This window comes from Nocardia sp. SSK8 (genome assembly GCF_037034205.1).
Classification (GTDB): Bacteria; Actinomycetota; Actinomycetes; order Mycobacteriales; family Mycobacteriaceae; genus Nocardia.
Genome location: NZ_JBAGKD010000006.1, coordinates 250,480 through 274,963, shown reverse-complemented (window position 1 = coordinate 274,963; position 24,484 = coordinate 250,480). Strand labels below are relative to the sequence as shown.

The 24,484-nt window shown below is 69.2% G+C and carries 16 protein-coding genes; 8 read left to right on the top strand and 8 right to left on the bottom strand.

Features of this window, described 5'->3' with window-relative positions; translation table 11 throughout:
- Positions 1 to 78: 78 nt before the first annotated feature.
- A complete protein-coding gene (locus WA675_RS14370) occupies positions 79 to 2,316 on the top strand; it encodes an arabinofuranosyltransferase (RefSeq protein WP_336084788.1) in 2,238 nt (745 codons plus the stop codon).
- Between the two features lie 10 nt (positions 2,317 to 2,326).
- On the opposite strand, the gene WA675_RS14365 is transcribed toward WA675_RS14370, so the two are convergent.
- Entirely contained in the window at positions 2,327 to 2,560 is a 234-nt protein-coding gene (locus tag WA675_RS14365) for a PIN domain-containing protein (RefSeq protein WP_336084787.1), read from the bottom strand.
- A gap of 16 nt (positions 2,561 to 2,576) precedes the next feature.
- Positions 2,577 to 3,209, bottom strand: a complete 633-nt coding sequence (locus WA675_RS14360; protein ID WP_336084786.1) for a TIGR03086 family metal-binding protein — start codon at positions 3,207 to 3,209, stop codon at positions 2,577 to 2,579.
- 68 nt (positions 3,210 to 3,277) lie between these two features.
- On the opposite strand from WA675_RS14360, the gene WA675_RS14355 reads away from it, so the two are divergent.
- The 5 genes from WA675_RS14355 (at position 3,278) to WA675_RS14335 (ending at position 9,429) form a co-directional block, all read left to right on the top strand.
- Positions 3,278 to 4,228: a helix-turn-helix transcriptional regulator gene (locus WA675_RS14355; RefSeq protein ID WP_336084785.1), complete on the top strand. Its 951-nt coding sequence runs from the start codon at positions 3,278 to 3,280 to the stop codon at positions 4,226 to 4,228.
- Positions 4,229 to 4,340: 112 nt separating this feature from the next.
- Positions 4,341 to 4,877, top strand: coding sequence for a hypothetical protein (locus tag WA675_RS14350; RefSeq protein ID WP_336084784.1), 537 nt, complete (start codon positions 4,341 to 4,343; stop codon positions 4,875 to 4,877).
- Positions 4,878 to 5,063: 186 nt separating this feature from the next.
- Positions 5,064 to 5,576 (top strand): hypothetical protein, encoded by a 513-nt coding sequence (locus WA675_RS14345; RefSeq protein ID WP_336084783.1) that lies wholly within the window; start codon positions 5,064 to 5,066, stop codon positions 5,574 to 5,576.
- 48 nt (positions 5,577 to 5,624) lie between these two features.
- Positions 5,625 to 9,116: an arabinosyltransferase domain-containing protein gene (locus tag WA675_RS14340; protein WP_336084782.1), complete on the top strand. Its 3,492-nt coding sequence runs from the start codon at positions 5,625 to 5,627 to the stop codon at positions 9,114 to 9,116.
- A 151-nt stretch (positions 9,117 to 9,267) separates the two neighbouring features.
- The gene (locus WA675_RS14335) at positions 9,268 to 9,429 is read left to right on the top strand and encodes a hypothetical protein (RefSeq protein WP_336084781.1); all 162 of its coding nucleotides are present in this window, start codon (positions 9,268 to 9,270) and stop codon (positions 9,427 to 9,429) included.
- A gap of 67 nt (positions 9,430 to 9,496) precedes the next feature.
- On the opposite strand, the gene WA675_RS14330 is transcribed toward WA675_RS14335, so the two are convergent.
- Positions 9,497 to 12,829, bottom strand: coding sequence for an arabinosyltransferase domain-containing protein (locus WA675_RS14330; RefSeq protein ID WP_336084780.1), 3,333 nt, complete (start codon positions 12,827 to 12,829; stop codon positions 9,497 to 9,499).
- Between the two features lie 418 nt (positions 12,830 to 13,247).
- Here WA675_RS14330 and WA675_RS14325 point away from each other — a divergent pair, with 418 nt between their 5' ends.
- Positions 13,248 to 13,895 carry a hypothetical protein gene (locus WA675_RS14325; protein ID WP_336084779.1) on the top strand — a complete coding sequence of 216 codons (648 nt, stop codon included), beginning with the start codon at positions 13,248 to 13,250 and terminating at the stop codon, positions 13,893 to 13,895.
- A gap of 193 nt (positions 13,896 to 14,088) precedes the next feature.
- A complete protein-coding gene (locus WA675_RS14320; RefSeq protein WP_336084778.1) occupies positions 14,089 to 14,586 on the top strand; it encodes a peptidylprolyl isomerase in 498 nt (165 codons plus the stop codon).
- A 57-nt stretch (positions 14,587 to 14,643) separates the two neighbouring features.
- Here WA675_RS14320 and WA675_RS14315 read toward each other — a convergent pair whose 3' ends face one another.
- The 5 genes from WA675_RS14315 to fadD32 all read right to left on the bottom strand — a co-directional run bounded on the left by WA675_RS14315 (position 14,644) and on the right by fadD32 (position 24,292).
- Positions 14,644 to 15,069 carry a TA system VapC family ribonuclease toxin gene (locus WA675_RS14315; protein ID WP_336084777.1) on the bottom strand — a complete coding sequence of 142 codons (426 nt, stop codon included), beginning with the start codon at positions 15,067 to 15,069 and terminating at the stop codon, positions 14,644 to 14,646.
- Positions 15,066 to 15,320, bottom strand: a complete 255-nt coding sequence (locus tag WA675_RS14310) for a hypothetical protein (protein WP_336084776.1) — start codon at positions 15,318 to 15,320, stop codon at positions 15,066 to 15,068. The genes WA675_RS14315 and WA675_RS14310 overlap by 4 nt, the downstream gene beginning before the upstream one ends.
- Before the next feature lie 89 nt (positions 15,321 to 15,409).
- Positions 15,410 to 16,954 carry an acyl-CoA carboxylase subunit beta gene (locus tag WA675_RS14305; RefSeq protein WP_336084773.1) on the bottom strand — a complete coding sequence of 515 codons (1,545 nt, stop codon included), beginning with the start codon at positions 16,952 to 16,954 and terminating at the stop codon, positions 15,410 to 15,412.
- Positions 16,951 to 22,278: a polyketide synthase Pks13 gene (gene pks13 / locus WA675_RS14300; RefSeq protein WP_336084771.1), complete on the bottom strand. Its 5,328-nt coding sequence runs from the start codon at positions 22,276 to 22,278 to the stop codon at positions 16,951 to 16,953. The genes WA675_RS14305 and pks13 overlap by 4 nt, the downstream gene beginning before the upstream one ends.
- Before the next feature lie 97 nt (positions 22,279 to 22,375).
- Positions 22,376 to 24,292: a long-chain-fatty-acid--AMP ligase FadD32 gene (gene fadD32 / locus WA675_RS14295; RefSeq protein ID WP_336084770.1), complete on the bottom strand. Its 1,917-nt coding sequence runs from the start codon at positions 24,290 to 24,292 to the stop codon at positions 22,376 to 22,378.
- Positions 24,293 to 24,484 lie beyond the last annotated feature (192 nt).

The window sequence follows — 24,484 nt, the reverse complement described above, 5'->3', positions numbered from 1 at the left end:
CGCCACAGTCGGACGAACGGGACTCTACTAGGCTGGCCCGGACCGTGAACCACAGTGGAGCCGGAGGATTGCGCGCCGATGACTACCGATGACCAGGTGCGGCCGGTGCGCAGGATCGGCGCGGGCCTCGGCGAGGCGGCCGCTGCCGCACTGGTGGCGCTGGTCGTGGCCGCCGTTGGCCTGACCGCGTTCTCGATGGTGCAGTGGCCCGCGTTCAACTCCTCCAATGTGACTCGCGCGCTGACCACCGTCGGGCAGTTCGCCGCGGTGGCGCTGCTGGTGGTCGCGGTGCTGCTGATCCGGCTGCGCAAGTGGCCGGTGGTGGCGAAACTGGCCTCCTGGATCGGTCTTTCGAGCTTCGTCACCGTCACCCTCGGTATGCCGCTGGCCGCCACCAAGCTGTACCTGTTCGGCGTCTCGGTGGACCAGGAGTTCCGCACCGAATACCTGACCCGGCTCACCGACAGCGCCGCCCTGCGCGACATGACCTACCCCGACATCCCGCCGTTCTATCCGGCTGGCTGGTTCTGGATCGGTGGACGCGTGGCGAATGTGCTCGGCATGGACGGCTGGGAAGTGTTCAAGCCGTACGCGATCGGGCTGCTGGCCGTCTGCGCGGTGATCGCGCTGGTGCTGTGGACGCAGCTGGTGCGTGCCGATCTCGCGGTCGGCGCCGCCGCAGCGGTCACCGCGATGACCCTGGCCTATGCCTCGCCCGAGGCGTACGGCGCGGTGCTGGTGGTGTTCATCCCGCCGGTGCTGGTTCTCGCCTGGGGTGCGCTGCACCGGTCGACCGGCGGCTGGGGCGCGGTGCTGGGCACCGGGCTGTTCCTCGGGGTCGCGGCCTGCTTCTACACGCTGTACCTGGCCATCGCCGCGTTCACCGTCGTGGTGATGGCGGTGGTCGCCGCCGGTCTCGCTGTCGCGGCGCGTCGCCGGGAAGGTCGGCACTCGCTCGGCGCCCGGCGGGTGCGTTCCGCTGTCGCGGTGCAGGGTGGGCCCATCAGCGGCGGGCGAACGGTTGTCGCGGATGTGTCGGCCGACGACACAGACACGGCAGACGCCGACGCTCGGTCCGCCGACGCAGACGCAGCGGTGGCGAGCAATGCGAGGGGTACCGGCACGAACTCGGCGATTGCGGCTGAGACTGCCGGAACGGGCTCGGTTCCGGCGGTCACCGAGGATGCGGGCAGGGATTCGGCCGTGGACGCGCGGGGCACCAGCGACGGCGAGAACTTCGCGGCGCGCCCCGCGGTGTGGCGGGCGGCGATCGGGCCGTTCGTGCGGCTGGCGGTGATGGGTGCGATCGCGGTGGTGCTGGCGCTCGTCGTCTGGGCGCCGTATCTGCTGGAGATGCTGGGGGGCGCGAAATTGCCGTCCGGCAGTGCTTTCCACTATCTGCCGCAGTCCGGTGCCGAGCTGGCGTTCCCGATGCTGGAGTTCTCACTGCGAGGCGCGCTGTGCCTGCTCGGCACGGTGTGGCTGGTGGTGCGGGCCGGGTCGTCGCGCAGGGCGCAGGCGCTGGGGATCGGCGTGATCTCGATCTATCTGTGGACCCTGCTGTCGATGACCGCCACCGCGGCGGGTACCACCCTGCTGTCGTTCCGGCTGGAGCCGGTGCTGCTGGCCGTGCTGGCCGCGGCGGGCGTGTTCGGGTTCGTCGAGGGCGGCCGCGCGATCTACCAGGCGCTCAACGAACCGGCCCCCCTGCGCACCGCCGCGGGCGTGCTCGCCGTGCTCGGCGCCCTGGCCTTCGCCCAGCACATCCCCACCGTGCTCACCCACGAGATCGACACCGCCTACACCGACACCGTGCCCACCGATGTCCCCGACGCCGACGGCACCTACGGCGAGCGCGCCGACAAGCGCAAGCCCTCCGCCGTCGCGTACTACCACGCGGTCGACGAGGCCCTGCGAGCCCAAACCGGCCGTCCCCGTGACGAATCCGTCGTCCTCACCGCCGATACCACCTTCCTCGCCTACTACCCCTACTTCGGCTTCCAGGCGCTCACCTCCCACTACGCCAACCCCCTCGCCGACTTCAAGGGCCGCGCCGCCACCATCGCAGCCTGGAGCGAACTCCCTACCTCCGAGGCCCTGGTCGACGCCCTCGCCCACTCCCCCTGGCGAGCCCCCGACGCCTTCCTCTTCCGCCGCGACGCCGACACCTACACCCTCCGCCTCGCCGAAGACGTCTACCCCAACGACCCCAACGTCAAGCGCTACACCGTCGCCTTCCCCAAATCCCTCTTCGACGACCCCACCTTCACCACCACCGACATCGGCCCCTTCACCCTCATCACCGTCAACCGCTGACGACTGGGCCTCAGGAGGCTTCGCCGGATCCGGGTTCGATGCGCGGGACGGTGCCCACCTTGCCGATCCCCTTGTCGAACGAGGCGATCGACGAGCCGGAGTCCGCCTCCGCGAGCGCCACCAGATACGCGTCGGCGAACGACAAGCGGTGGTGCTCGTAGACATCGACCGCGCGGATCAGCACGGCGGGAGCGTCGGTCGCGATATTGCGTGAGCCGATGATCGCGCGCGTCAGGGCTGCCACCTGCGGGCGGGGAACCTCAGGCCGGGGTGCGGCCGAGGTAGTGGAGGAGGGCCTCGGTGGGGGTGGTGGCGGGGGTTTCGATGATGGGGGCGTAGGCGCCCCACTGGCGGAGGGGTTCGGTGATCTCGGCTTCGATGCCCGAGCCGGGGGCGGGGTGGTGGGTGCGGGCGGCGGTGAGGAGGTGGGTGGCGAGGGGGTCGGTGAGGGGGGATGGTTGGTTGGTGGCGGTGGCGATGTCCCAGGCGTGGACTGCCGCGTCGAGGGCGGCGAGGGTGGCGGCTACGGGGGTGGGGAGGTCGCCGTGTGGGAGGGGGGTGGGGACGACGGGGGTGGTGTCGGAGACGGTGGCCCAGGCGGCGGCGGTCTGCTCGACGGCCGTGCGGATGAGGGTGGTGGCCGGGAGGTCGAGGGTGCCGGAGGGGGCGAAGGGGTTGAAGTTCGGGCCGGGGCCGACGCCGAGGGCGGCGGCGTAGGCGAGCTGGTCGCCCGCCGCGTGCTGGACGACCTGGGCGACGGTCCATTCCGAGCAGGGCGTCGGCAGGTCCCACTGGTCGTCGGCGACCCCGGCCACCACGGCGGACAGGGCCGCGTAGGACTCGGCGACCACGTCGCGCCAGACGGATTCGAGGACTGCGGTGTTGTTGTTCATGACTCCAGCCTAGGAACCCATTAGGCTCGTTTCGTTCCTAATTTTTCCCCGATCCGAAAAAGGTGGAGATGGCCGCGACCACGCCCCGCGTCCTGCGCCTGCTGGCCCTGCTCCAGGACCGCGCCTACACCGGCCGCGAACTGGCCGACCGCCTCGCGATCACCGAACGCACCGTCCGCAACGACATCGCGCGCCTGCGCGACCTCGGCTACCCGGTGCACGCCGAACGCGGCGCCGTCGGCGGCTACCGGCTCGGCCGGGGCGCCACCATGCCGCCGCTGCTGCTCGACGACGACGAGGCGGTGGCCGTCGCCCTGTCCATCGCCGTGGCCGCCGACGGCGCGCTCGCCGTCTCCGACCTGGGCGAACAGCTCGCCAGGGCACTGCGCAAGATCGAGCAGATCCTGCCGAAACGCTTGCAGCGCAAGGTCTCCGCGCTGCGCGAGGTCACCGAGATCGGCCCGGCGACCACCGGCTCGCGCGAACCCGACGCCCCGGTCGCCGCGGGCATCCTCACCACCATCGCCGAGGCCGTGCGCCGTACCACCGCCCTCACCGTCGACGACGGCCGCGAGCTGGAGCCGTACCGGCTGATCAACTGGCAGCGCCGCTGGTACCTCGTCGCCTACAGCCTGGCCGGGCACGATTGGACCGCCGTCCCGGTCGCCACCCTCACGACCGCCACCGCGACCGGCCGCGTCTTCGCCCCGCGCCGCCTGCCGGACGACGACCTGGTCGCCTTCGTCATGCGCGATATCGCGACCAGCGGCTGGCGGGTGCACGCCAGGGTCACCGTGCTGGCCCCGGCCGAGACCGTGATCGCCCGGATCAACCCGGCCGTCGGCGTGGTCGAACCCGTCGACGAGCACAGCTGCGTCCTGCTCACCGGCGCCGATGCCATGGAGACCATCGCCATCTACCTGAGCATGCTCATGATGGACTTCCGCGTCGACGGCCCACCGGAGCTGGTCGGGCACCTGCGCACTCTGGCCCGCCGCTACACCGAATCGATCGCCTGACCCGCTGACCACACGGCCCGTCCGCACTACACTGACTGGTGCGGCACGGTCGTCGCCGGGCAGCCCCGGCGGATGGCGAAAACAACACCGACCCGCTCCCGGAGGAGGACGTATGTCCGATCCGTTGCACACCAGGGTGTGCCTCACCGGCATGAACCGCACCTGCCCCAGCATCAGCGTCTTCCTGGTGCCCGAGCCGCTGGTGCGCGGCGGACAGATGCTGCACCTGCTCGAACAGGCCCCGGTCACCGGGCAGATCCCGAAACCCGATCCCGCCCTCATCGACCTGATCCAGGCCGCACAGACCCCGCTGAACACGCGCGGGCTGGCCCACGTGGAGAGCGTCACCTTCACCGGCCCCCGCCACGATCCGCCGACCAGCCGCGCGGTGCTGCACGATCACCTGATCGACGACGACAACCCGTGGGGCCTCGACATCGACGACCCCACCGAGCTCATCCGGCTCGCCCTGCTGCCCGAGCGGCGCATCGGCGCCCGGCGCATCGACGACTTCCAGGCGCATTCGGTGCGGCAGGCGATGGCGGCGGTCTACCGCTTCTTCGACGTCGACCAGCGCATTCCGCTCGTCTACCACGGCTTCGCCGACCCGAGGGACGGCTGGTTCGCCCTGCGCGCCTCGGCCGCGTGAGGTGTGTTCATGGACACGGGGTAGCTACTGGTGTGCGGGTGCGCGATAGACCACAATATCTCCGGTCAGCGTGGACAAACCGCACGAAGCACTTCGCGGGGCGAGTACGCTGCGCAATGTTGAATAGTTCGGCCGACCGAAATCAGTTTTGGTAGTGCTGATCGGTACGGATGCAGAGGTATAGCTATGACGCTCAGCAGACCGGAGCGAATCGATCTCCTGCTGACACGGCCCCATCGTCAGGACCGTGACCCAGCCCCCCGCGAGCAGCTGTCTTCGCTCGTCGCGATCGAGCACGCCGTCATCGACGCCACCATCGCGATGCTGGCCCCCGGCCAGAAGTTCGCCCTGCTGTGGTCCCTACAGGTCGGCGAGCACACCGTCGCCGGGGTGCAGATCAAGGAGCGCGACGGGTCGCTCACCGATCTGGTCCCGCCGCCGGAGGTGCTCGGGTACTTCGCCGACCACAAGCAGATGTCCTACGACGCCGAGGCGGGCGCCTGGCTCAGCGCCGAGATCTTCATCGCCGGGCCCACCCGGTACAAGGCCACCTACTCCACCGGCAGCATCGCCGACTGGATGCCGGAGGTCACCGCCGAGGACCTGCGCGCCGAGTTCGAGGCCTTCCCCCGCCCCGACGCCGTGATCCCCGACTGGGCCCGCACCCAGCTGGAGTGGACCGACCGCAAGACCGGCTAGGTCGCGGCGCCGCATCGCACGCGGGTTCGATGGCTACCATCAACCCCCGTGCGACCGGACCGATCTGAACGAGCGTTCACCCGTTACCGCCTGATCGCCCTCGTCTGTGGGCTGCTCGGGTTCGTGCTTGCCCTGCTGACACCGCTGCTGCCGGTGCGCCAGGACCGCGCGAGCCTGGACTGGCCGCAGCCCGGCGCGACGAGTGTCGAGGCGCCGCTCGTGTCGTATGTGCCGCAGCGGCTGGACGCGCAGCTGCCCTGCGCCATGCTGCGGGATCTCCCCGAGGGGGAGCCGACCACGCTGCTCACCACCATCCCCGCCGAGTCCGGCCAGAGCGCCAAGGGGCTGAGCGTCACCGTGCGCGACGGCGTGCTCGGGGTGCAGGCGCGCGATGTGCCGATGCTGTCGGCGCCGGTCGCCGAGATCGGCGGGTGCGCGCAGATCAGCATCGTCTCCACCATCGAGGCGACGACCGTCGAGTTCCTCGGGGTGACGCGCGAGGACGGCACCCCGTTCCGCAATACCGTCACTGTGGACAAGCGGCCGCAGATCGTCGGCGTCTACACCGACCTGGACGAATCGGCCCTCACCGGCGCCCGGCTGCACGCCGATATCGACTCCCGCTTCACCTCGACTCCGACCACGCTCAAGCTGGTCACGATGATCGTCGCCGCGGTCGCCACGCTCGCCGCCCTGATCGCCCTGCACCTGCTCGACACCACCGACGGCCGCCGCGCCCGCCGCTTCCTGCCCCGGCACTGGTGGCAGGTCACCGCCGCCGACGGCGCGGTGGTGGGCACGCTGCTGCTGTGGCACGTGATCGGCGCCAACACCTCCGACGACGGCTACATCCTCAATATGGCCCGCGCCTCGGGCCCCTCGGGCTACATGGCCAATTACTACCGCTGGTTCGGGGTGCCGGAGGCGCCGTTCGGCTGGTCCTACGAGGTGCTGGCCTGGATGACCAAGATCTCCGACGCCAGCTTGTGGATGCGGCTGCCCGCGCTGCTCGCCGGGCTGGTCTGCTGGGCGGTGATCAGCCGCGAGGTGCTGCCCCGCCTCGGCGCCCGGGTGCGCCGCGACAAGGTGGCGCTGTGGACGGCCGGACTGGTGTTCCTGGCCTTCTGGCTCCCCTACGACAACGGCCTGCGCCCCGAACCGCTGATCGCCGCGGGCGCGCTGCTCACCTGGTGCGCGATCGAACGCGCCATCGCCACCGCCCGGCTCCTGCCCGCCGCCCTCGCCATCCTCATCGCCGCCTTCTCACTGGCCGCTGGTCCGACCGGCCTGATCTGCATCGCCGCCCTCATCGCAGGCACCCGGCCGGTCATGCAGATCATCATCAAGCGCGCCCAGGGCATCGTGCCGCGCCGGATCGCCGCCGACCGCGACGCGTCATTCGGCGATGTGGACTCGGACCAGAACAGCGGAGACGACCAAGCCCGCGCTGGCGCCGACAGCGCGCAGAGTACGAGCCTCCCGCAGAGTGCGGGCAGCGCGCAGGGCGCAAGCAGCGCCCGGAGTGGAGGCAGTGGGCAGAGCGTCGACGGCGCGAGCGAACGCGACCGCGATGCGGACCAGCGCGGCGCGAGCGAGCCGGGGCGACGGTCGCTGTCCAGCACGATCTTCCGCTATGCCGCGCTGCTGGCACCGGGACTCGCCGCGGGGACACTCGTACTGATCGTCGTCTTCGCCGATCAGACCCTGGCGACCGTCATGGAAGCCACCCGCGTGCGCACGCTGGTGGGCCCGAATGTGGCCTGGTTCGACGAGCGCACCCGCTGGGACTCGCTGTTCATGCTCTCCCCCGACGGCTCGCTGGCCCGTCGCTTCGGCGTGCTGGTGCTGCTGTTGTGCCTGATCGTCTGCATCCTCCAGGTGCTGCGCAAGGGCCGTATCCCCGGCACCTCGCGCGGCCCGTCGGTGCGCATCCTGGGCATCGTCTTCGCGGCGCTACTGCTGATGATGTGGACGCCGACCAAGTGGACCCACCACTTCGGCGTCTACGCGGGCCTGGCCGGGTCGCTGGCCGCGCTGGCGGCGGTCGCGGTGGGCACCAACGGGATTCGCGCGCCACGCAACCGGGCGCTGTTCGCCGCGGCGGTGCTGTTCCTGCTCGCGCTGACCTTCACCGGCTCCAACGGCTGGTGGTACGTCTCCAGTTACGGCGTGCCGTTCTGGGACAAGGCGCCGCTGGTGGCGGGCAAGGGCCTGTCGACGCTGTTCCTCGGGCTCAGCGTGCTCGCCCTGCTGCTCGCGCTGTACTTCCACCTGCGCGCTCCCTACCGCAAGCCCGCGGGCCCGGCCCGCTTCGACCGCTTCGCGACCATGCCGCTGACCATCGCCGCCGCGCTGCTGGTGCTGTTCGAGGTGGCCTCGATGGCCAAGGGCGCGATCACCCAGTACCCGGCCTACTCCATCGCCAAGTCGAATATCGAAGCCCTCCAGGGCAATACTTGCGCCCTCGCCGACGACGTGCTGGTGGAGACGAACACCGCCGACTCCCTGCTCACCCCCTACACCGGCGACCCCGCCGACGGCCTGAGCGCCGAGTCCACCGGCTTCGACCCCAACGGCGTGGCCACCGACCTCACCGCCGACGCCGACGAGACCGTGGTCGGCGGCGCCAACTCGGTCGACACCGATTCGGCCAACAAGACCACCAACACCACCGGCGCTGGCACCGGCGGCGGCACCAGCGAGCAGGCCGGTGTCAACGGCAGCACGGTTGCCCTGCCCTTCGGCCTCGACCCCGCCCGCACCCCCGTGCTGGGCTCCTACCAGGACGGCGTGCAGCAGCAGGCCAAGCTGACCTCGCAGTGGTACCGCGTCGACCTCACCGACGCCGTCCGCGACGACCCCGCCTACCAGGCCCTGGTGATCACCGCCGCGGGCCGTATCCGCTCGGTCGACACCGACGGCGTCGTGCAGTACGGCCAGGACCTGCGGGTCGAGTACGGCACCCGGGCCGAGGACGGCACCGTCGAGGTCACCGGCTCGCTCATGCCGCTCGATATCGGCCCGGCCCCGTCCTGGCGCAACCTGCGCGTGCCGGTCGACCAGCTGCCCGCCGGGGTGAACGCGGTGCGCCTGGTGGCCACCGACAACGACATCACCCAGAAGCAGTGGCTGGCGCTCACCCCGCCGCGCCTGCCCAAGCTGGCCACCCTGGACTCGGTCGTCGGCCACACCGCGCCGGTGCTGCTCGACTGGCACGTCGGCCTGGCCTTCCCCTGCCAGCGCCCGTTCGACCACCACGACGGCGTGGCCGAGGCCCCCGAGTGGCGGATTCTGCCCGACCGGGTAGGTTCGGATGCCTCCAACGCCTGGCAGGACGATATCGGCGGCGGACCGCTCGGCTGGACCGAGCTGCTGCTGGAATCCGAGACCGTCCCGACCTACCTGGACCGCGATCTGGGCCGCGACTGGGGCTCGCTGGAACGCTTCACCCCGTTCCGGCCCGCACCCCCGGCCGAGATCACCGTAGCTGTGATCGATCAGTCAGGACGCGCGAAAGAACCGGCAATCCGGGCAAAGTAGGAGTGCGGCAGCGTAAGGGCAGTGGCCGGGCGTTGCGTCTGGACGCTTACGAAATGCTCAGTGTCCCTTAGGGTTTCGCTTTGGTGAAGCACCTGTAAATGACAGCGTAAAGCCGATGTGCCTGCAGGTTTGAGCACGTACCCTGGTGGGTATGACAGGAGCCTTCGATGACATGGATCTGACAGATCTCGTCGAGCTGCTCAGCGACGACGAGAAGCACGAACTACGACCTGCCGTGATGCGGGTACTGGAGAGACTGCCTTCCCAAGAGGTATTACGCCGCGACCTCACCCGTCGCATGCTCAACGTCTGAACTCCTGGCCACCACACGGCGAAGGCGCGGACCACCCGAGGTGGTCCGCGCCTTCTGCGTTATCGGATCAGAACACCCGCAGCGGGCCCGGGCTCCACAGCCCGGTGCGGGTCTGGGTCCCGGTGGTGAGCTGGGCGGGCTCGGCGGGCAGGTGCTGGTCGTAGCGTTCCAGCGAACCCCAGTCGCGGGCCCAGTCGTCCTTCAGATAGGTCGGGATGGTGACCCGGTTGGCCAGCATCTGCGCGAAGCCCAGCGGACCGCCGAACTCCTGCGCCTGCCAGGTGTCGGTCGAGGAGATGGCCAGCGGCCGGTCCGGCAGGATCCGGTAGTTGGGCACCTCGGCCACGCCGTTGTGGTGGGCGAACGGGCGCTGGCAGGGGAACTGCAGGCCGACGGCCCAGTCCAGCAGCACCGGCTGGGTGCGGCCGATGTAGTGGTCCAGCGTCTGCAGCTTGGGCACGCGCGGCGGGGTGAACGCCAGCCACTGGTCACCGATCAGGATCGGGTCGTTGGCCAGAATACGCACCGCGTCGGCCTCGGTGGGCAGGTCGGCCAGCGGCACGCGCAGGTTGCGCCAGGACGGGAACGGGCCGATATCGCGCGGCAGGTAGGCACCGAGGCTGGTGACGCTGCCGTCCGGATTCCGGGTGCCGTACTCCACCAGCAGCGACTGCCCGTAGGTGTCGGCGCCGGTATCGGACTTCGAGGCGATGCGTCCGGCCGCCGAGATGACGATCAGCGGCGAGTCCTCGGAGCGGGCGGGCAGCCCGTACCAGGACGACTCCAGGTGCGCGGGCTGCTGCACGCCCTCCTGGTAGGAGCCCAGAATCGGGGTCTGTGCCGGATCGAGGCCGAAGGGCAGGGCCACGGTCGACCCGTTGACGCCCAGCGCGCCCTGCCCACCGCCGGTGCCCGCGCTCTCGCCCTCGGCGAAGGCCGCGCCGACCGACTGGTTGCTGGTGTTGCCGGTACCCGGCTTCACCTCGACCGCGTCGGCGGACAGGTCACCGGGCACGCCGTTGGGTGTGAAGCCGACCGAGTCGATGCCAGCGAGCGGGTCGTTCGGGTCGGTGAGCGGACGGGCCGGGTCGACGATCGGTTCGAGCTTGCCGCCGTTGGGGTCCGGTTCCACCAGCACGTCCCCGGCCAGGCCGCAGGCGTCGCCGCCGAGCGCGTTCATATTGGAGCGGGCCAGCGAGTAGGCCGGGTACTGCTGGGTGGCGCCCTTGACCAGCGAGAGCACCTCGAAGGCCACCATCAGCCCGACCACCACGGTCAGCGGGATGGCCGCGAACTTGCGGATGCGCCTGCCGCGCTTGGTCGCGGCCGAGGGCACCGGTTTCACATAGTCCTCGCGCAGCGCGTACCAGCCGACCAGGGCCAGGGCCAGGCCGAACAGGATCAGCATCACCGTATTGGAGTTGATGCCGCGCAGCGAGACGGTCTTGTCGAACCACGGCACGCCGTAGCTGGAGACGTACCAATAGCCGTTGATGCCCGAGAACGACAGCGCCAGCACGAACAGCAGGCCAGCCAGGAAGATGGCCCGGTTCTTGCGCGAGCGCAGCGCGCTCTGCGATACCGCCACCGCCGTGACCGCCGCCAGCGCACCCGCGATGCCCGCGTAGGCGCCGAAGTGGTGGGTCCACTTCGTCGGGTTGAACATCATGAAGAAGATCGTGCCGAACACGATGCCCATCAGCCGCCAGGTCGGCCCCGAGGCGATACCCGGTACCTGACGGCGGCGCAGCAGCACCAGCAGCGTGGTGAACAGGCACAGCAGCATCACCAGGAAGGCGAAGCGCCGGGCCAGCGAGCCGTCGACGGTCTCGACGAACATGTAGTAGTAGCGCAGGTAGTCCTCGTACCAGGCCAGGTTGGGGCCGGTGGCCTGCCGCACCCGGTTGGCCTCCTGGATCCCGGCGAATGTCTGGTCACCGTAGACGACCACCAGCACCAGCAGCCCGGCCGAGGCGATCGGTGCGAGCAGCGGCAGCGTGCCGAACTGGCGATGCCTGCGCACGATGATGCGCACCAGCGGGCGGATACCGGCCAGCAGCGCGGCCACACACATCAGGCCGGTCGGGGCGGCGGCCAGGGTGAAGGCCGCGATCAGCACCGCGATGCCCGCGGGCAGCAGGCGGCCGGTGGCGATGGCGCGCTCGATGGAGACCCAGGTGAGCAGGGCGCCCAGCGCCACGATGGGCTCCGAGCGCAGGCCGTTGTCGAAGGGCAGCCAGAAGGCCAGGAACACCAGGCCGCCGGTCCACAGCGCCACCTGACTGCGCTTGACCGCGTTACCCAGGCGCGGGACCACCTCGCGGCTGATCACCATCCAGCACAGGATGCCGCACACCAGCGCGGGCAGGCGCACCCACGGGCTGGCCGTGGAGACCTCGGCGAACACCTGGATGACGTGGTAGTACCAGCCGAACGGCGCCTCGGGCACGCCGTACCAGCGGAAGTAGTTGGCCATGTAGCCCGCGTCGGGGGCCACCCGGACCATCGAGAGGATGTAGCCGTCGTCGGAGGTGTTGGCACCGACGAAATGCCAGACCAGCAGCGTGCCGATCACCGCGCCGTCAGCCCAGGTGGGCTTGAGCCAGTTGCGCGGCAGGAACCGGCGGTGCCCGCGCCCGTCGCTGCCGTCGAGCTGGGCCAGCGCGGCCAGCGCCAGCAGGGTGCACAGCACCGCGGCGACGATCGCGATCAGCTTCACCGGCGACGGGCTCGACGAGAAGCGCGAGTCGACGGTGGAGGTCAGCGAAAGACCCTGCGGCACATCGCCGCGCAGGTCGGAGAAGATGCCGACGATCTGCGGGCGCAGGTCACCGGCGAGCTGGCCCTGCACCGGCACCCGCACGGTCTCGACCGTGCCCGGCTGCCCGGCGATCGGCCGCTCGATCTCCTTGCTCAGCCCCTCGAACTTCGCCGTGGTGCGGTGCTGGTCGGAGCTGATGACGATGGCCGAGCACTGGTCCATCGCGGACCGGTCGGCCGAGGCCACCACCGCGTTGCGGTCGACCACGTCCACCGCGGTGTCGGACACGCGCACGAACAGCGCTTCCAGCGCGGCGCGGTCGCCCTGCGGCGGCGCGGTGGCCAGCAGCATGCCGCCCTGTTCGGGCAGGCTCGCCACCGCCGCACACGGGATGGTGGCGTTCAGGTCGATCGGCACCTGCGACATGAGCGGGGCCTGGATATTGCCGAGCGTGCCGTTCTGCGGCCAGGTGAGTTCCGCGGTGGTCTGGGTGACCGGCAGGAACGGCGTCGCCACCGCGAAGAGGGCTCCGAGGAGTCCGGCGACCAGCGCGATCCATCGCGCGATCCGGAAGTCCTTCGCGGAAGCCGCCGGTTCTGCGGGCGGCTTGGTGAGAACAGCTGTTGCGGCGTCTGGCACGGTTCGCCATGGTATCCGCACCGGGGTCGTTGTGAGGGGTCGCACGCCTGGCTACCGAACATGCACTATGTTGTGGTGTGAAGTTCAAGCATTTCATTAGGATTCACAAGCCGACGCGGGTTTCGTTCTCATAGGAATCGGCTATCGATCGGCGGGTATGTGCCGTTCACGGCCATGGCACAGGAGTTTTTCGACTTTACCAGTGTGCACAACGCACATAGATAAGAACGATGGTAACCGTTACGCACGGTAACGGCCGCGCATTTTAAATGCGGATCGGCACTACCGAGGGCGGACCGCGAAGGTTCCCGAATGAAAATGTAGGCGCGAACTCCCCGCTGGATAAAATTGCCTTTTCGTACTCTTGAACACGACCGCTTCACTTCTGGAATCGGTCGCTTCTAGCAAGGAGTACGCAATGTTGTACAGCAACTTCTTCGCCCGCTCGGCACTGGTCACCGCAGGGTGTGCGGTGGCCGCGGCATCGTTCGGGCTCGGACCCGCCGCGGCCCAGTCCTCCACCACGGTCAGCCCCGCGGGCGCCGCGGTGCATGCCACCAACCAGGGCGTGGTCAAGGCGGTGGCCGGTGGCGTATCGATCACCTGCACCACGTCCTCGGCCACCGGCTCGGTGCCCGCCGCACCGGGAAACACCAACCCCAGCGGCCCGGTGACCGTGCCGATCAGCGCGCCCACCTTCACCGGCTGCTCCACCAGCATGTGGGGCGTGAGCGCGACGGTGACCACCAGCGGCAGCTGGTCGATCACCGGACAGAACGGGTCGCCGGTGGCCGGCTCGATCAATGTGCCGACCGGCGGCATGGTCATCCAGACCTCCGGGCTGGCCTCCTGCAAGGTCGTCGTGGCGCCCACGGCACCGGCCTCGCTGGCGGGCACCTGGACCAACGGCACCCCGTCGACGGTGCAGGCGACCAATTCCCCGGCACCGATCAAGGTGACCGGCGGTTTCGGTTGCCCCACCAGCGCCACCACCGGAACGGTGACCGGGACATATCAGGTCACCAATACCACCACCCCGTCGGTGCCGATCACGGTCGGCCCCTGACAATTTCCGGGAAATCGAATCCGCGCTGATTCGATGAACAATCCGGTGTGAAAAAGAACCAGCGTGCGTCTCTCACACGCACGCTGGTTCCACCACATCGTAGGCAATATTCGCGACGTGCGCGGTGGGTAGCCGCCACGCCCGCGCGGACCCCGGTCCCTTCCCGGCGCTTCCGCTCCCTAGACTCGACGCCATGACCAAGGTGAATCTCGAAACCAACCACGGACAGATCGTGCTCGAGTTGGACGACCAGGCCGCGCCGAACACGGTCGCCAACTTCGTGAACTACGTGAACGCGGGCCACTACAACGGCACCGTGTTCCATCGCGTCATCCCCGGTTTCATGGTTCAGGGCGGCGGCTTCGAGCCGGGCCTGAAGCAGAAGCCCACCCAGGCACCGATCCAGAACGAGGCCACCAACGGCCTGAAGAACGACAAGTACACCGTCGCGATGGCCCGCACCAACGACCCGCACTCGGCCACCGCCCAGTTCTTCATCAACGTCTCCGACAACGCCTTCCTCAACCACTCGGCCCCCCAGGGCCAGGGCTGGGGCTACGCGGTCTTCGGCAAGGTCACCGACGGCACCACCGTCGTCGACAAGATCGCCGCCGTCAAGACCGGCAGCGCGGGCCCCCACCAGGACGTCCCCGTCGAAGACGTCATCATCGAATCCGCCACCGTCGCGTAGCTTTTCGAGCCAGCGGGGCCGTCACCACAGCGGTGACGGCCCCGTTCCGTACCCGGGTCAGGCGAAAACCGTCACCACATCCACCGACGGGTACCGCGCGGCGAGCTTGCGATCCAGCGTTGCGAGGGTGGCGCCGCCCGCCTGCGCGAAGGCGGCCAGATAGTCGTCGGTCCACAATTTGTGGCTGTGGTCGTTGCGCGCCGACAACGCACGGAACACCTGATCCAGCGAGTTCGGCTCCTCGGCCCAGATCACACGTTCATCGGCGTTGAGCTGGTCGATGACCCGCCAGGCAGCACTGCGAGACAAGACCTCGGTGTCCATCACCGCAGGGTTCGAGAGCAAGCGCAGCAGGCCGGTCTGGGTGACCCGGCACATGAGCAGGCTGTCCGATTGGGCATCGAACCAGGTGGCCGCAGCGCGATGATGGACATGCCTGCCGTACACAGCGGCCAGCCACAGGCCGACATCGACCAGTGTCACCGGCCATACCTCTCTACGTCGTCGGCATCGAAGGCATCGGCGATATCGGCATTGGTGATGTTCCGAAGCGGACCAGAGTCGGCCGTGCCGACCAGCGGAAAGCTCACCCGGCCCACACTCGGGCTCGGCGAGGCGCCGACCTCGCGCGCCAGCGCTTTGGCGAACAGCTCCTTGAGACTGATTCCGCGCGCGGCAGCCGCCAGTTTGGCGGCCTGCATCAGACCTGGCGATAGATCAACCGTAGTGCGCATAAAAACATATTACCACCACGGCTCGGGTGGCCAAAAGCGAATGGGCCGCCCGGACTATGCCTGGGCGGCCCATTCTGCATGCCACTTGCCTAGAGCGGCAGGACGTGGTGTTTGCGGGGGTTGCGGACGATCTTCTTGTCTTCCAGCAGTTTCAGGGCGCGGCGGATCTCGAGGCGGGTGGTGGCCGGTTCGATGACCGCGTCGATGAAGCCGCGTTCGGCGGCGACCCACGGGGTGGCGATATTGGTGTTGTAGAAGTCGATGAGCTGCTGGCGGACCGCGGCGCGCTGGTCTTCCGGGGCGGCGGCGATCTGGGCGGCGCCGATCAGGCTGACCGCGCCCTCGGCGCCCATCACGGCCAGGCGGGCGGTGGGCCACGCCAGGTTGATGTCGGCGCCGAGCTGCTTGGAACCCATCACGGCGTAGCCGCCGCCGTAGGACTTGCGCACGACCAGGGTGATCTTCGGGACCGAGGCCTCCACGTAGGAGAACAGGAACCGGCCACCGCGCTTGATCACGCCGACCTTCTCCTGCTCCACACCCGGCAGGAAGCCGGGGGTGTCGACCACGAACACCAGCGGGATCTCGAAGGCGTTGCACAGGCGCACGAAGTGCGAGGCCTTGTCCGAGGCGCGCGCGTCCAGCGCACCGGCCGAGGCCAGCGGCTGGTTGGCGACCACGCCGACGCTGCGGCCGTCCACCCGGGCGAACCCGGTGATGATGTTGGGCCCGGTGCCGGAGCTGATCTCCTTGAACTCACCGTCGTCGAAGATGCGCAGCAGGATGTCGTACATGTCGTACCCGGCGTTGTCCGAGTCCGGCATGATCGTGTTGAGCTCGCGGTCGGAATCGGTGATCTCGGGCTCGAGGCCCGGGTTCACGACCGGCGGCAGCTCCTGGCAGCTGGTCGGCATGTAGCCCAGGTACTCGCGCACCCACTGGAACGCGGCGTCCTCGTCCTTGGCGACGTGGTGGATATTGCCGTACTCGGCCTGCGTGCGCGCACCGCCGAGCTCCTCGAGGCTGACGTCCTCGCCGGTGACCTCTTTGATGATCTTCGGCCCGGTGACGAACATGTGCGCCGACTCGGTCGCCACCACCACATCGGTGCAGATGGGCTCGTACACCGCGCCACCGGCGCAGTTGCCCAGGATCAGCGAGACCAGCGGGACCATGCCCGAGAGCGGCTCGAGATTGGTCGCCATCCAGGCGTACCAGGCCAGCGAGCTGATCGCCTCCTGCACGCGCGCGCCACCGGAATCGTTGATGCCGACCAGCGGGATACCGACCTTGGCCGCGTACTGCATGATGCCGCACAGCTTGCGCCCGAACGCCTCACCGACCGACCCGCCGTACACGGTCTGGTCGTGCGAGAACACCGCCACCGGACGGCCTTCCACCAGCCCGTGGCCGACCACGACACCGTCACCGTAGAGCGCGGTCGGGTCGCCCGGCTTGCGCACCAGGGCGCCGATCTCGACGAAGGTGCCCGGGTCGAGCAGCTGATTGATCCGATCACGCGCGCTGGGAATGCCCTTGCGCGCCCGCTTCTCGATCCCCTTCTGACCCGCGGGCTCTTTCGCGAGCTCCAGCCGCTCGTGTAGATCGGCCAGCTTCTCGGCGGTGGTGCTCACTTCTCTCCCTTTGCGGAAATCGCGGCCAGCTTGGCGGCGAGGTCGGCACCGATCTGGCCGATCCGCGGTTCGTCGACGATCTGGAGGTGGTCGCCCGGGATGTGGACCACTTCGAGGTTGGGGATGAACTCATCCCAGCCGCCGTTGGGCCGACGGTCGGCGAAACGGGGTTCGAGCTGAATCATGCCATCGTGGTAGCGGTCGGCCAGATACAGCACCGCGTCGCCGTCGTAGCGCGAGGGCGTGGCCTTCGCCAGATGACGGCTCTCGATCCACGAGGTGCGCTGGTGTTCGAGCACACCGCCGGGGATCTTCGCGCCGGTGAGCTTCACCAGGCTCGCGACGATGTCGTACTGCTCCTCGTCGTTGGCCTGGGCGAGTTCCTGCAGCTGCTCGTCGGGCAGTTCCCCTTCGACGCCGTAGGTGGTCTTGGCGAACTGCTGGTAGCGCTGGATACGGGCCACCCGCTCCTCGGGGCTGTTGTCCTCGCCCTTGACCGGCAGGGCCAGGTCGATCAGACCGACGACGCGGACATCGGCGCCTTCTTCCCGCAGCAACTGCGCGACCTGCAACGACAGCACCGCACCGAGCGACCAGCCGTAGAGCACGTAGGGACCGTTGCCCTGGATCTTGCGGAGCTCGGGCAGGTACTGGCGAGCGCGCTCTTCGATATTGCCCTCGACCCGCTCGAAGCCGTACATGGGAGTGTCGGCGGGCAGGCGCTTCAACAGTGGCTCGTACACGAGCGTGTTGCCGCCCGAGGGGTGGAATACGAAGACCGGCACATTGTCCGTGCCCTCGACCCGCGCGCGCAGCGGGCGCACGAAGCCGTCTACGTCGGCGCCGCTGTCCTGGAGCGTGCGCACGATCTCGGCCAGCTGCTCGATGGTCTCGCAGTCGAGCACGTCGTCGACGGTGACCTCGGCCTTGACCCGCTCGGTGAGTCGGGCCGCCATCTTCTCGGCGACCTCCTCTTCCAGGATCGGCAGGGTGTTGAAGACACCGCCGGGTGACGTCCCTGTGACGACAGCCCAGGTGGCGTAAGCCAAACGCTCGGCAGCGTCACGTGGCGGAACGTTGTCCTCGTCGGCGCTCGCGTCGCCGAAGTAGTCGATATCGGCGATGCCGGATTCCGCCGCCTCGGCAGGCGCAGCCCCGGCCGCCGTCCCATCGGTTCGCGTATCCGAAACTGCTTCGGCAGCAGCGATATCCGATGTCCGGGCCGCATCGGCAGCCGAAACCGCGTCAGCGCCAGCGGCATCCGGCAGTTCGGCTCCGGCGGACCCGGCTACCGTCTGCTCGCCCGCGGCGTCCGACGGCAAGTCCGCGCCAGCGACCTTGGCGGCAGCCAACGGATCATCACCGGCCGCGATCGCGGCACGAGCAGCCTCGACGAAGTTCGCGTCGACGCCCAGCTCGACATCCTCACCGGCAGCGCGGGCAGCGGCCTGCTTCTCCGCCATCGCGGCGACCTCGTCACGATGCTCGATCGCGTACCGCAGCACCTTCGACACCTCGTTGAGGCTGGCGTCGCGCACGGCCGAAACCTGCAGCTGCGGAATATCGAACTCGTACTCCACGCGGTTCTTGATGCGCATGGCCATCAGCGAGTCCAGGCCCAGCTCCATCAGCGGGATCTCCATCGGGAGGTCCTCGACGGCGTAACCCATGGACTCGGCGACGATCACGCACAGGCGCTGTTCGATGGTCTCGCCGCTGTCGGGGCTCCAGCGGTCGCTGGTGGCGACGGCGATCTCGGCGGCGGTCGGCTCGGGCTCGGCGGCGGCCGGAACGGCAAGGGCGGCAACCGGTTCGGGCAGTGGCGCACCGGAGGTGACCACCGCGTCGAACAGCAGGGCGAAGCCGACCGGCGTCTTGGCGTGCACCTGCACCGAGGCACCGCCGAGGTGCGGGGTGAGGGTGGTGGTGAGGGTGCCGGTGGTGGGCAGCGCGGCGTGCGGGTGCGAGACCGTGACGGCCACATCCGAAAGGACCTGCGCGGCAGCGGCTCGCACCAGCGCGGTCAGGTCGGTGACCGACCCCGCCTGCACCTCCCAGGCGTGCCGCCCGTCGGGCATGGCGACGTGCGCGCCGGGCACCCGGGTGTCGCCGGTGCCCGAGGACATGGCGACCTTGGGCCAGTACTCCTTGCGCACGAACGCGGTCCGCGGCACGTCGGCGTAATCGCCTTCGGGCAGCAGCGAACTCAGGTTCACGGCGTGGCCGTGCACGTAGAGCTGGGCGAGCGCGCCGATGACACCGGCGGACTCGTCCTCCTTGCGCTTGAGCGTGGGGATGAGCTGCGCGTCGTGCACGCCCGCGGCGAAGGTGGTGCCGAGCACCTGCATCAGCGCCACGGAGTTGGGCGCCAGCTCCAGGAAGGTGGTGTGCCCGGAGTCGACGGCGGCCTTGATGGCATTGGTGAAGTACACCGCGTGGCGCATGTTCTTCACCCAGTAGGGCTCGTCGTGGATCGGCTCGGTGCCGGGCTTGAAGTACAGGCCCTCGTGCACGGTCGAGTACAGGCCGGTCTTCAGCGAGGTGGGCTCGATGCCCGCCAGTTCGGCGGCGAGTTCGCCCAGCAGCGGGTCCATCTGCGAGGTGTGGCCCGCGCCGCGGGTGGGCAGGATGCGGGCGAACTTGCCCATGCCCTCCACCTCGGCGACGATCTGCTCCACCTGCTCGCGCGGCCCACCGATGACGGTGTTGGTCGGCGCCGCGTACACCGCGCACTCCACGTCCGGGAAGCGCGGCAGCAGCTGCGCCACATCGTGGGCGCTGAGTTCGACCAGCGCCATATTGCGCACGTCGTCCTCGGTGATCATCTGCTCGCCCTCGCCCATCAGGCGCGACCGGGCGCAGATCACGCGCACCGCGTCCTCGAGGCTCAGCCCACCGGCGATATACGCTCCGGCGACCTCACCCATCGAGTGGCCGACCACCGCGGCGGGCTCGGCGCCATGCGCGCGCAGCAGCGCGGCAAGGCCCAGCTGGGTGGTGAAGATGCCGACCTGGCAGGTGCCGACGTCGTAGTCCTGCTCGTCGTCGAGGAACATCTCGCGGATCGAGTAGCCCGCCTCGTCCTGCACCAGCTCGTCGACCTCGTCGACCGTCTTACGGAAGATCGAGTTCTCGTTGTAGAGCTGCTTGGACATCTTGCGGTGCTGCGCGCCGAAGCCACACATCACCCAGATCGGCGCGGCGGCGGCCGGGGAATCGGCGGTGAACACACCCGCGCCCGGCTTGCCCTCCGCGATCGCCCGCAGACCGGCGACGGCCTCCTCGTGCGTCTTGGCCAGCACCACACCGCGCGAGCGCTGGTGGCTGCGCTTGGCCAGCGCCCGGGCCACCTCGGTGAGCGGCACGTCCTTGCCCGCGCCCTCGAGCCAGTCGGCCAGCTCGGCGGCGGCGCGCTTGCGGCGCGAGGGCAGGTAGGCCGAGACGGGCAGGATCACCGGCAGCGGTTCGGCGCGCTCGCCGTCCCACTCCAGCACCGGCGGCACCGGCTCGACGGCGGCCTCGGTGATCGCGACGGCCTCGGCGACCACATCGGTGGTCTCCTCGCCCTCGACCTCTTCGGCCGCGACCTGCGCGGAGGTGACGTTCTCGACGACCGGCGCGGTCGGCACGTACTCCTGCAGCACGACGTGCGCGTTGGTACCACCGAAGCCGAAGCCGGAGATGCCGACGGTCGCCACACCGCTGTAGCGGGGGAACTCGGTCGGCTCGTCGACGACCTTCAGGTTGGCCTGCTCGAACGGGATGTACGGGCTCGGGCCCGCGTAGTTGATGTTCGGCGGGATGACGTTGTGCTGGAACGACATCAGCACCTTGGCCAGGCTCGCCGCACCGGCGCCGGACTCCAGGTGACCGAAGTTGGTCTTGGCCGAGCCGAGCAGGGCGGGCTTGTCGGCGTCACGACCACGACCGACGATGCGGCCCAGCGCCTCGGCCTCGATCGGGTCACCGATCGGGGTGCCGGTGCCGTGCGCCTCGATGTAGTCGACGGTGGAGGGGGCGATGCCCGCGTCGCGGTAGGCGGCGCGCAGCACGTCGGCCTGGGCCTCCGGGTTCGGCGCGAACAGGCCGTTGGAGCGACCGTCGGAGTTCACCGCGGAACCCTTGATCACGCCGAGGATGTTGTCGCCGTCGCGCTCGGCGTCGACGAGTCGCTTGAGCACGATCAGACCGGCGCCCTCGGAGCGGACCATGCCGTCGGCATCGCTGGAGAAGGCCTTGATGTGGCCGTCCTTGGCCACCGCGCCGTTCTTCTCGAAACCGAGGGTGATCACGGGCGCCAGGATCATGTTCACGCCACCGGCCAGCGCCACATCGGCCTCGCCGTCGCGCAGCGCGCGCACGGCCTGGTGGACCGCGACGATGGTCGAGGAGCAGGCGGTGTCGACGGTGACCGACGGGCCACGGAAGTCGAAGAAATACGAGACGCGGTTGGCGATGATGCCGGTGGAGCCACCGAGCAGCGCGTACGCCTCCGCCGAGATCGGCAGGCTCGGGTCACGGTCGCCCAGACCCAGGGCCGCGAGCAGCGAGAAATCGTGGGTGGACGAGCCGACGAACATGCCGACCTTGCCACCCTTGAGGTCGCTGGCCGGGATGCGCGCGTGCTCGAGCGCCTCCCAGGTGAGCTCCATCATCAGCCGCTGCTGCGGATCGACGCGCTCGACCTCGACCGGCGACATGGCGAAGAACTCGGCGTCGAAACCCTTGACCACGTCCTGGTCCAGGTAGCCACCGAGGGTGTTGGACTCGCGGATGGTCTGCGCGACGCCCGGGTCAGCGAGGAATTCCGACCAGCGCCCGTCCGGCAGCTCCCGGATCGCGTCCCCGCGCCCGATGAGGAACTCCCAGGTCGATTCCGGCGTCGTCCCCGCACCCGGCAGCCGGGTCGACAGACCGACCACGGCGATGTCGTGCGCCTCGGACGGCGAGTACGCGACGGTGTAGTCCTCGGACTCCTCGACCGGCAGCTCCGGCTCACCGTTGACGATGACCTCGGCCAGCGAGGCGATGGTCGGGTGCTGGTAGACCACCGTCGGGGTCAGCGTGACGCCGGTGAGGTCCTCGATGTCACCGCCGAGGGCGAGCGCGTCGCGCGAGGCGAGCCCGAACTCCTCCATCGGCCGGTCGACGGTGATCGCCTCGACCGACTGCCCGGTCGCGTCGGCGACCCATTTGCGCAGCCATTCACGCAGCTCGGCGACCGAAAGGTCACCCGAGGGCGTGGTCGTCGCGTCGGCGGCGGTCGCCGGACGATCTGCGTCTGCGGTTTCGGCGCGTTCTTGGGAGGCCTCGTTGTGTTCCATCAATTCCTCAAGCTACCTGTCTGCGTACAGGGCGCGCCGTGGAATGACGCCCGGCATGCGTGACATGCCGGGCGTCATCACCGAACCGGTCGGCCGATTACTCTTCTGGTGCATCGGGGAAAGCCTGCTGGGTGTAACCACCGCGCAGCGTTCCCTCGAGGTAGGCGGCCTTGCAGGCGCGCCGGGCGATCTTGCCGCTGGAGGTGCGCGGGATGGAACCCGCGGGAACCAGCAGGATGTCACGCGCGGTGACACCATGGCGCTGCGAGACCGCCGCGCGCACCGCGTCGGCGATCGGGGCCGGGTCGGCCTTGCCCGCGCCAGGACCCCGCTCGGCCACGATGACCAGCTGCTCGGACGCGTCGTCGGCGTCGAACTTCAGGCCCGAGTGACTGTCGGCCCCGAAGACCTCGGGGGGCAGCTGGTTGGCGGGCACCGCGAAGGCGGCGACGAAACCGGGGCGCAGCGCGGTGGAGGCCTCCTGGGCGGAGAACTCCAGATCCTGCGGGTAGTGGTTGCGTCCGTCGACGATCACCAGGTCCTTGACGCGACCGGTGATGTAGAGCTCGCCGTCGTAGAACACGCCGTAGTCACCGGTGCGCAGCCAGTCGGCGTCGGCGTCGGTGCCCTCGGCGTGGCTGCCCTCGGCGATGCGCTGGGTGACCTTGTTGCGGAAGGCCTTGGTCGACTCGTCCGGGCGGCCCCAGTAGCCGATACCCATGTTGTTGCCGTGCAGCCAGATCTCGCCGACGTGCCCGTCGGCCTGCTCGCGGCCGCCCTCGGGCGACTCCACGGTCTCGGGGTCGATGATGGTGGCCCACTGCGACAGCGCCACGTACCCGCAGGCGACCTGCGCGATGGCGTTCTCGTGCGAGGGCTCCACGCGCACCATCCGGCCCGCGTTGAGCTCGTGCCGGTCGACGTAGATGACCTTGGCCTCGTCCTCGGCCTTGGTGGCCGAGACGAACAGCGTCGCCTCCGCCATGCCGTAGCAGGGCTTGATGGCGGTCTTGGGCAGGCCGTAGGGGGCGAAGGCCTCGTTGAACTTCTTCATCGAGGAGACCGTCACCGGCTCGGAGCCGTTGATCAGGCCGATCACGTTGGACAGGTCCAGCGACTCGCCCGCCTTGGGCAGACCACGCGCGGCGGCGTGCTCGAAGGCGAAGTTCGGCGCGGCCGCGAAGGTGCCCGCGCCGTCGGAGACCGCGGCGAGCTCGTTGATCCAGCGCGAGGGGCGACGCACGAAGGCGCTCGGCGACATGATGGTGATGTAGCGGCCGCCGACCGCGGGCAGGATGACCGTGAGCAGGCCCATGTCGTGGAACAGCGGCAGCCAGGTGACACCGCGCGAGTTCCAGTCCAGGTTGATGGCCTTGACCATCTGCAGCAGGTTGGTGCCGACCGCGCGGTGGGTGATCTCCACACCGGCGGGCACCCGGGTGGAACCCGAGGTGTACTGCAGGTAGGCGATGTCGTCGATCGCGGTGTCGGGGCGGATCCAGGAGTCACCGAGGGTGTCCGGGATCGCGTCGACGGCGATGATGCGCGGGCGCTGCGCGGCGGGCAGCGAGCGGAAGAACTGGCGCACACCGGCGGCCGAGGAGGTCGCGGTGAGGATCGCCGAGGGCTCACAGTCGCCCAGCACCGCGTGCAGGCGGTCGGTGTGGCCCGGCTCGTCCGGATCGAACAGCGGCACCGCGATGGTGCCCGCGTAGATCGCGGCGAAGAAGGAGATCACGTAGTCCAGACCCTGCGGCGCCAGGATCGCGACCCGGTCGCCCGGGTTGGTCACCTGCTGCAGGCGAGCGGCCACCGCGCGCAGCCGAACTCCGAACTCCTGCCAGGTCAGCTCGTGCACCTCGCCATCGCGTTCCCGCGAGTAGTCGATGTAGCGGTACGCGAGCGTATTCGCGTCGTTACGGGTGTGCTTCTCGACGTGATCGACCAGGGTCCGACCCTCGGGAATCACAATGTTCCCGGTCTCGTCCAGGTAGTCGTCGAAAGTCTCTTCCATTCCTTCTTCTCCTCCGAGGACCGGGCACCGGTGAATTGTTCCAACGCGCTGGGGGCGTTGACACCTGTGCGGCCTCGACTCGCTATCGCCACCGGCGCAAGGAGCACGCCGTGGCGTGTGCATCCCGACAACCTGCGGATTTTCGAGCGGTCTGCGCGGTGACCGCTATCGGCTAGATGTTCTCAAACCAGA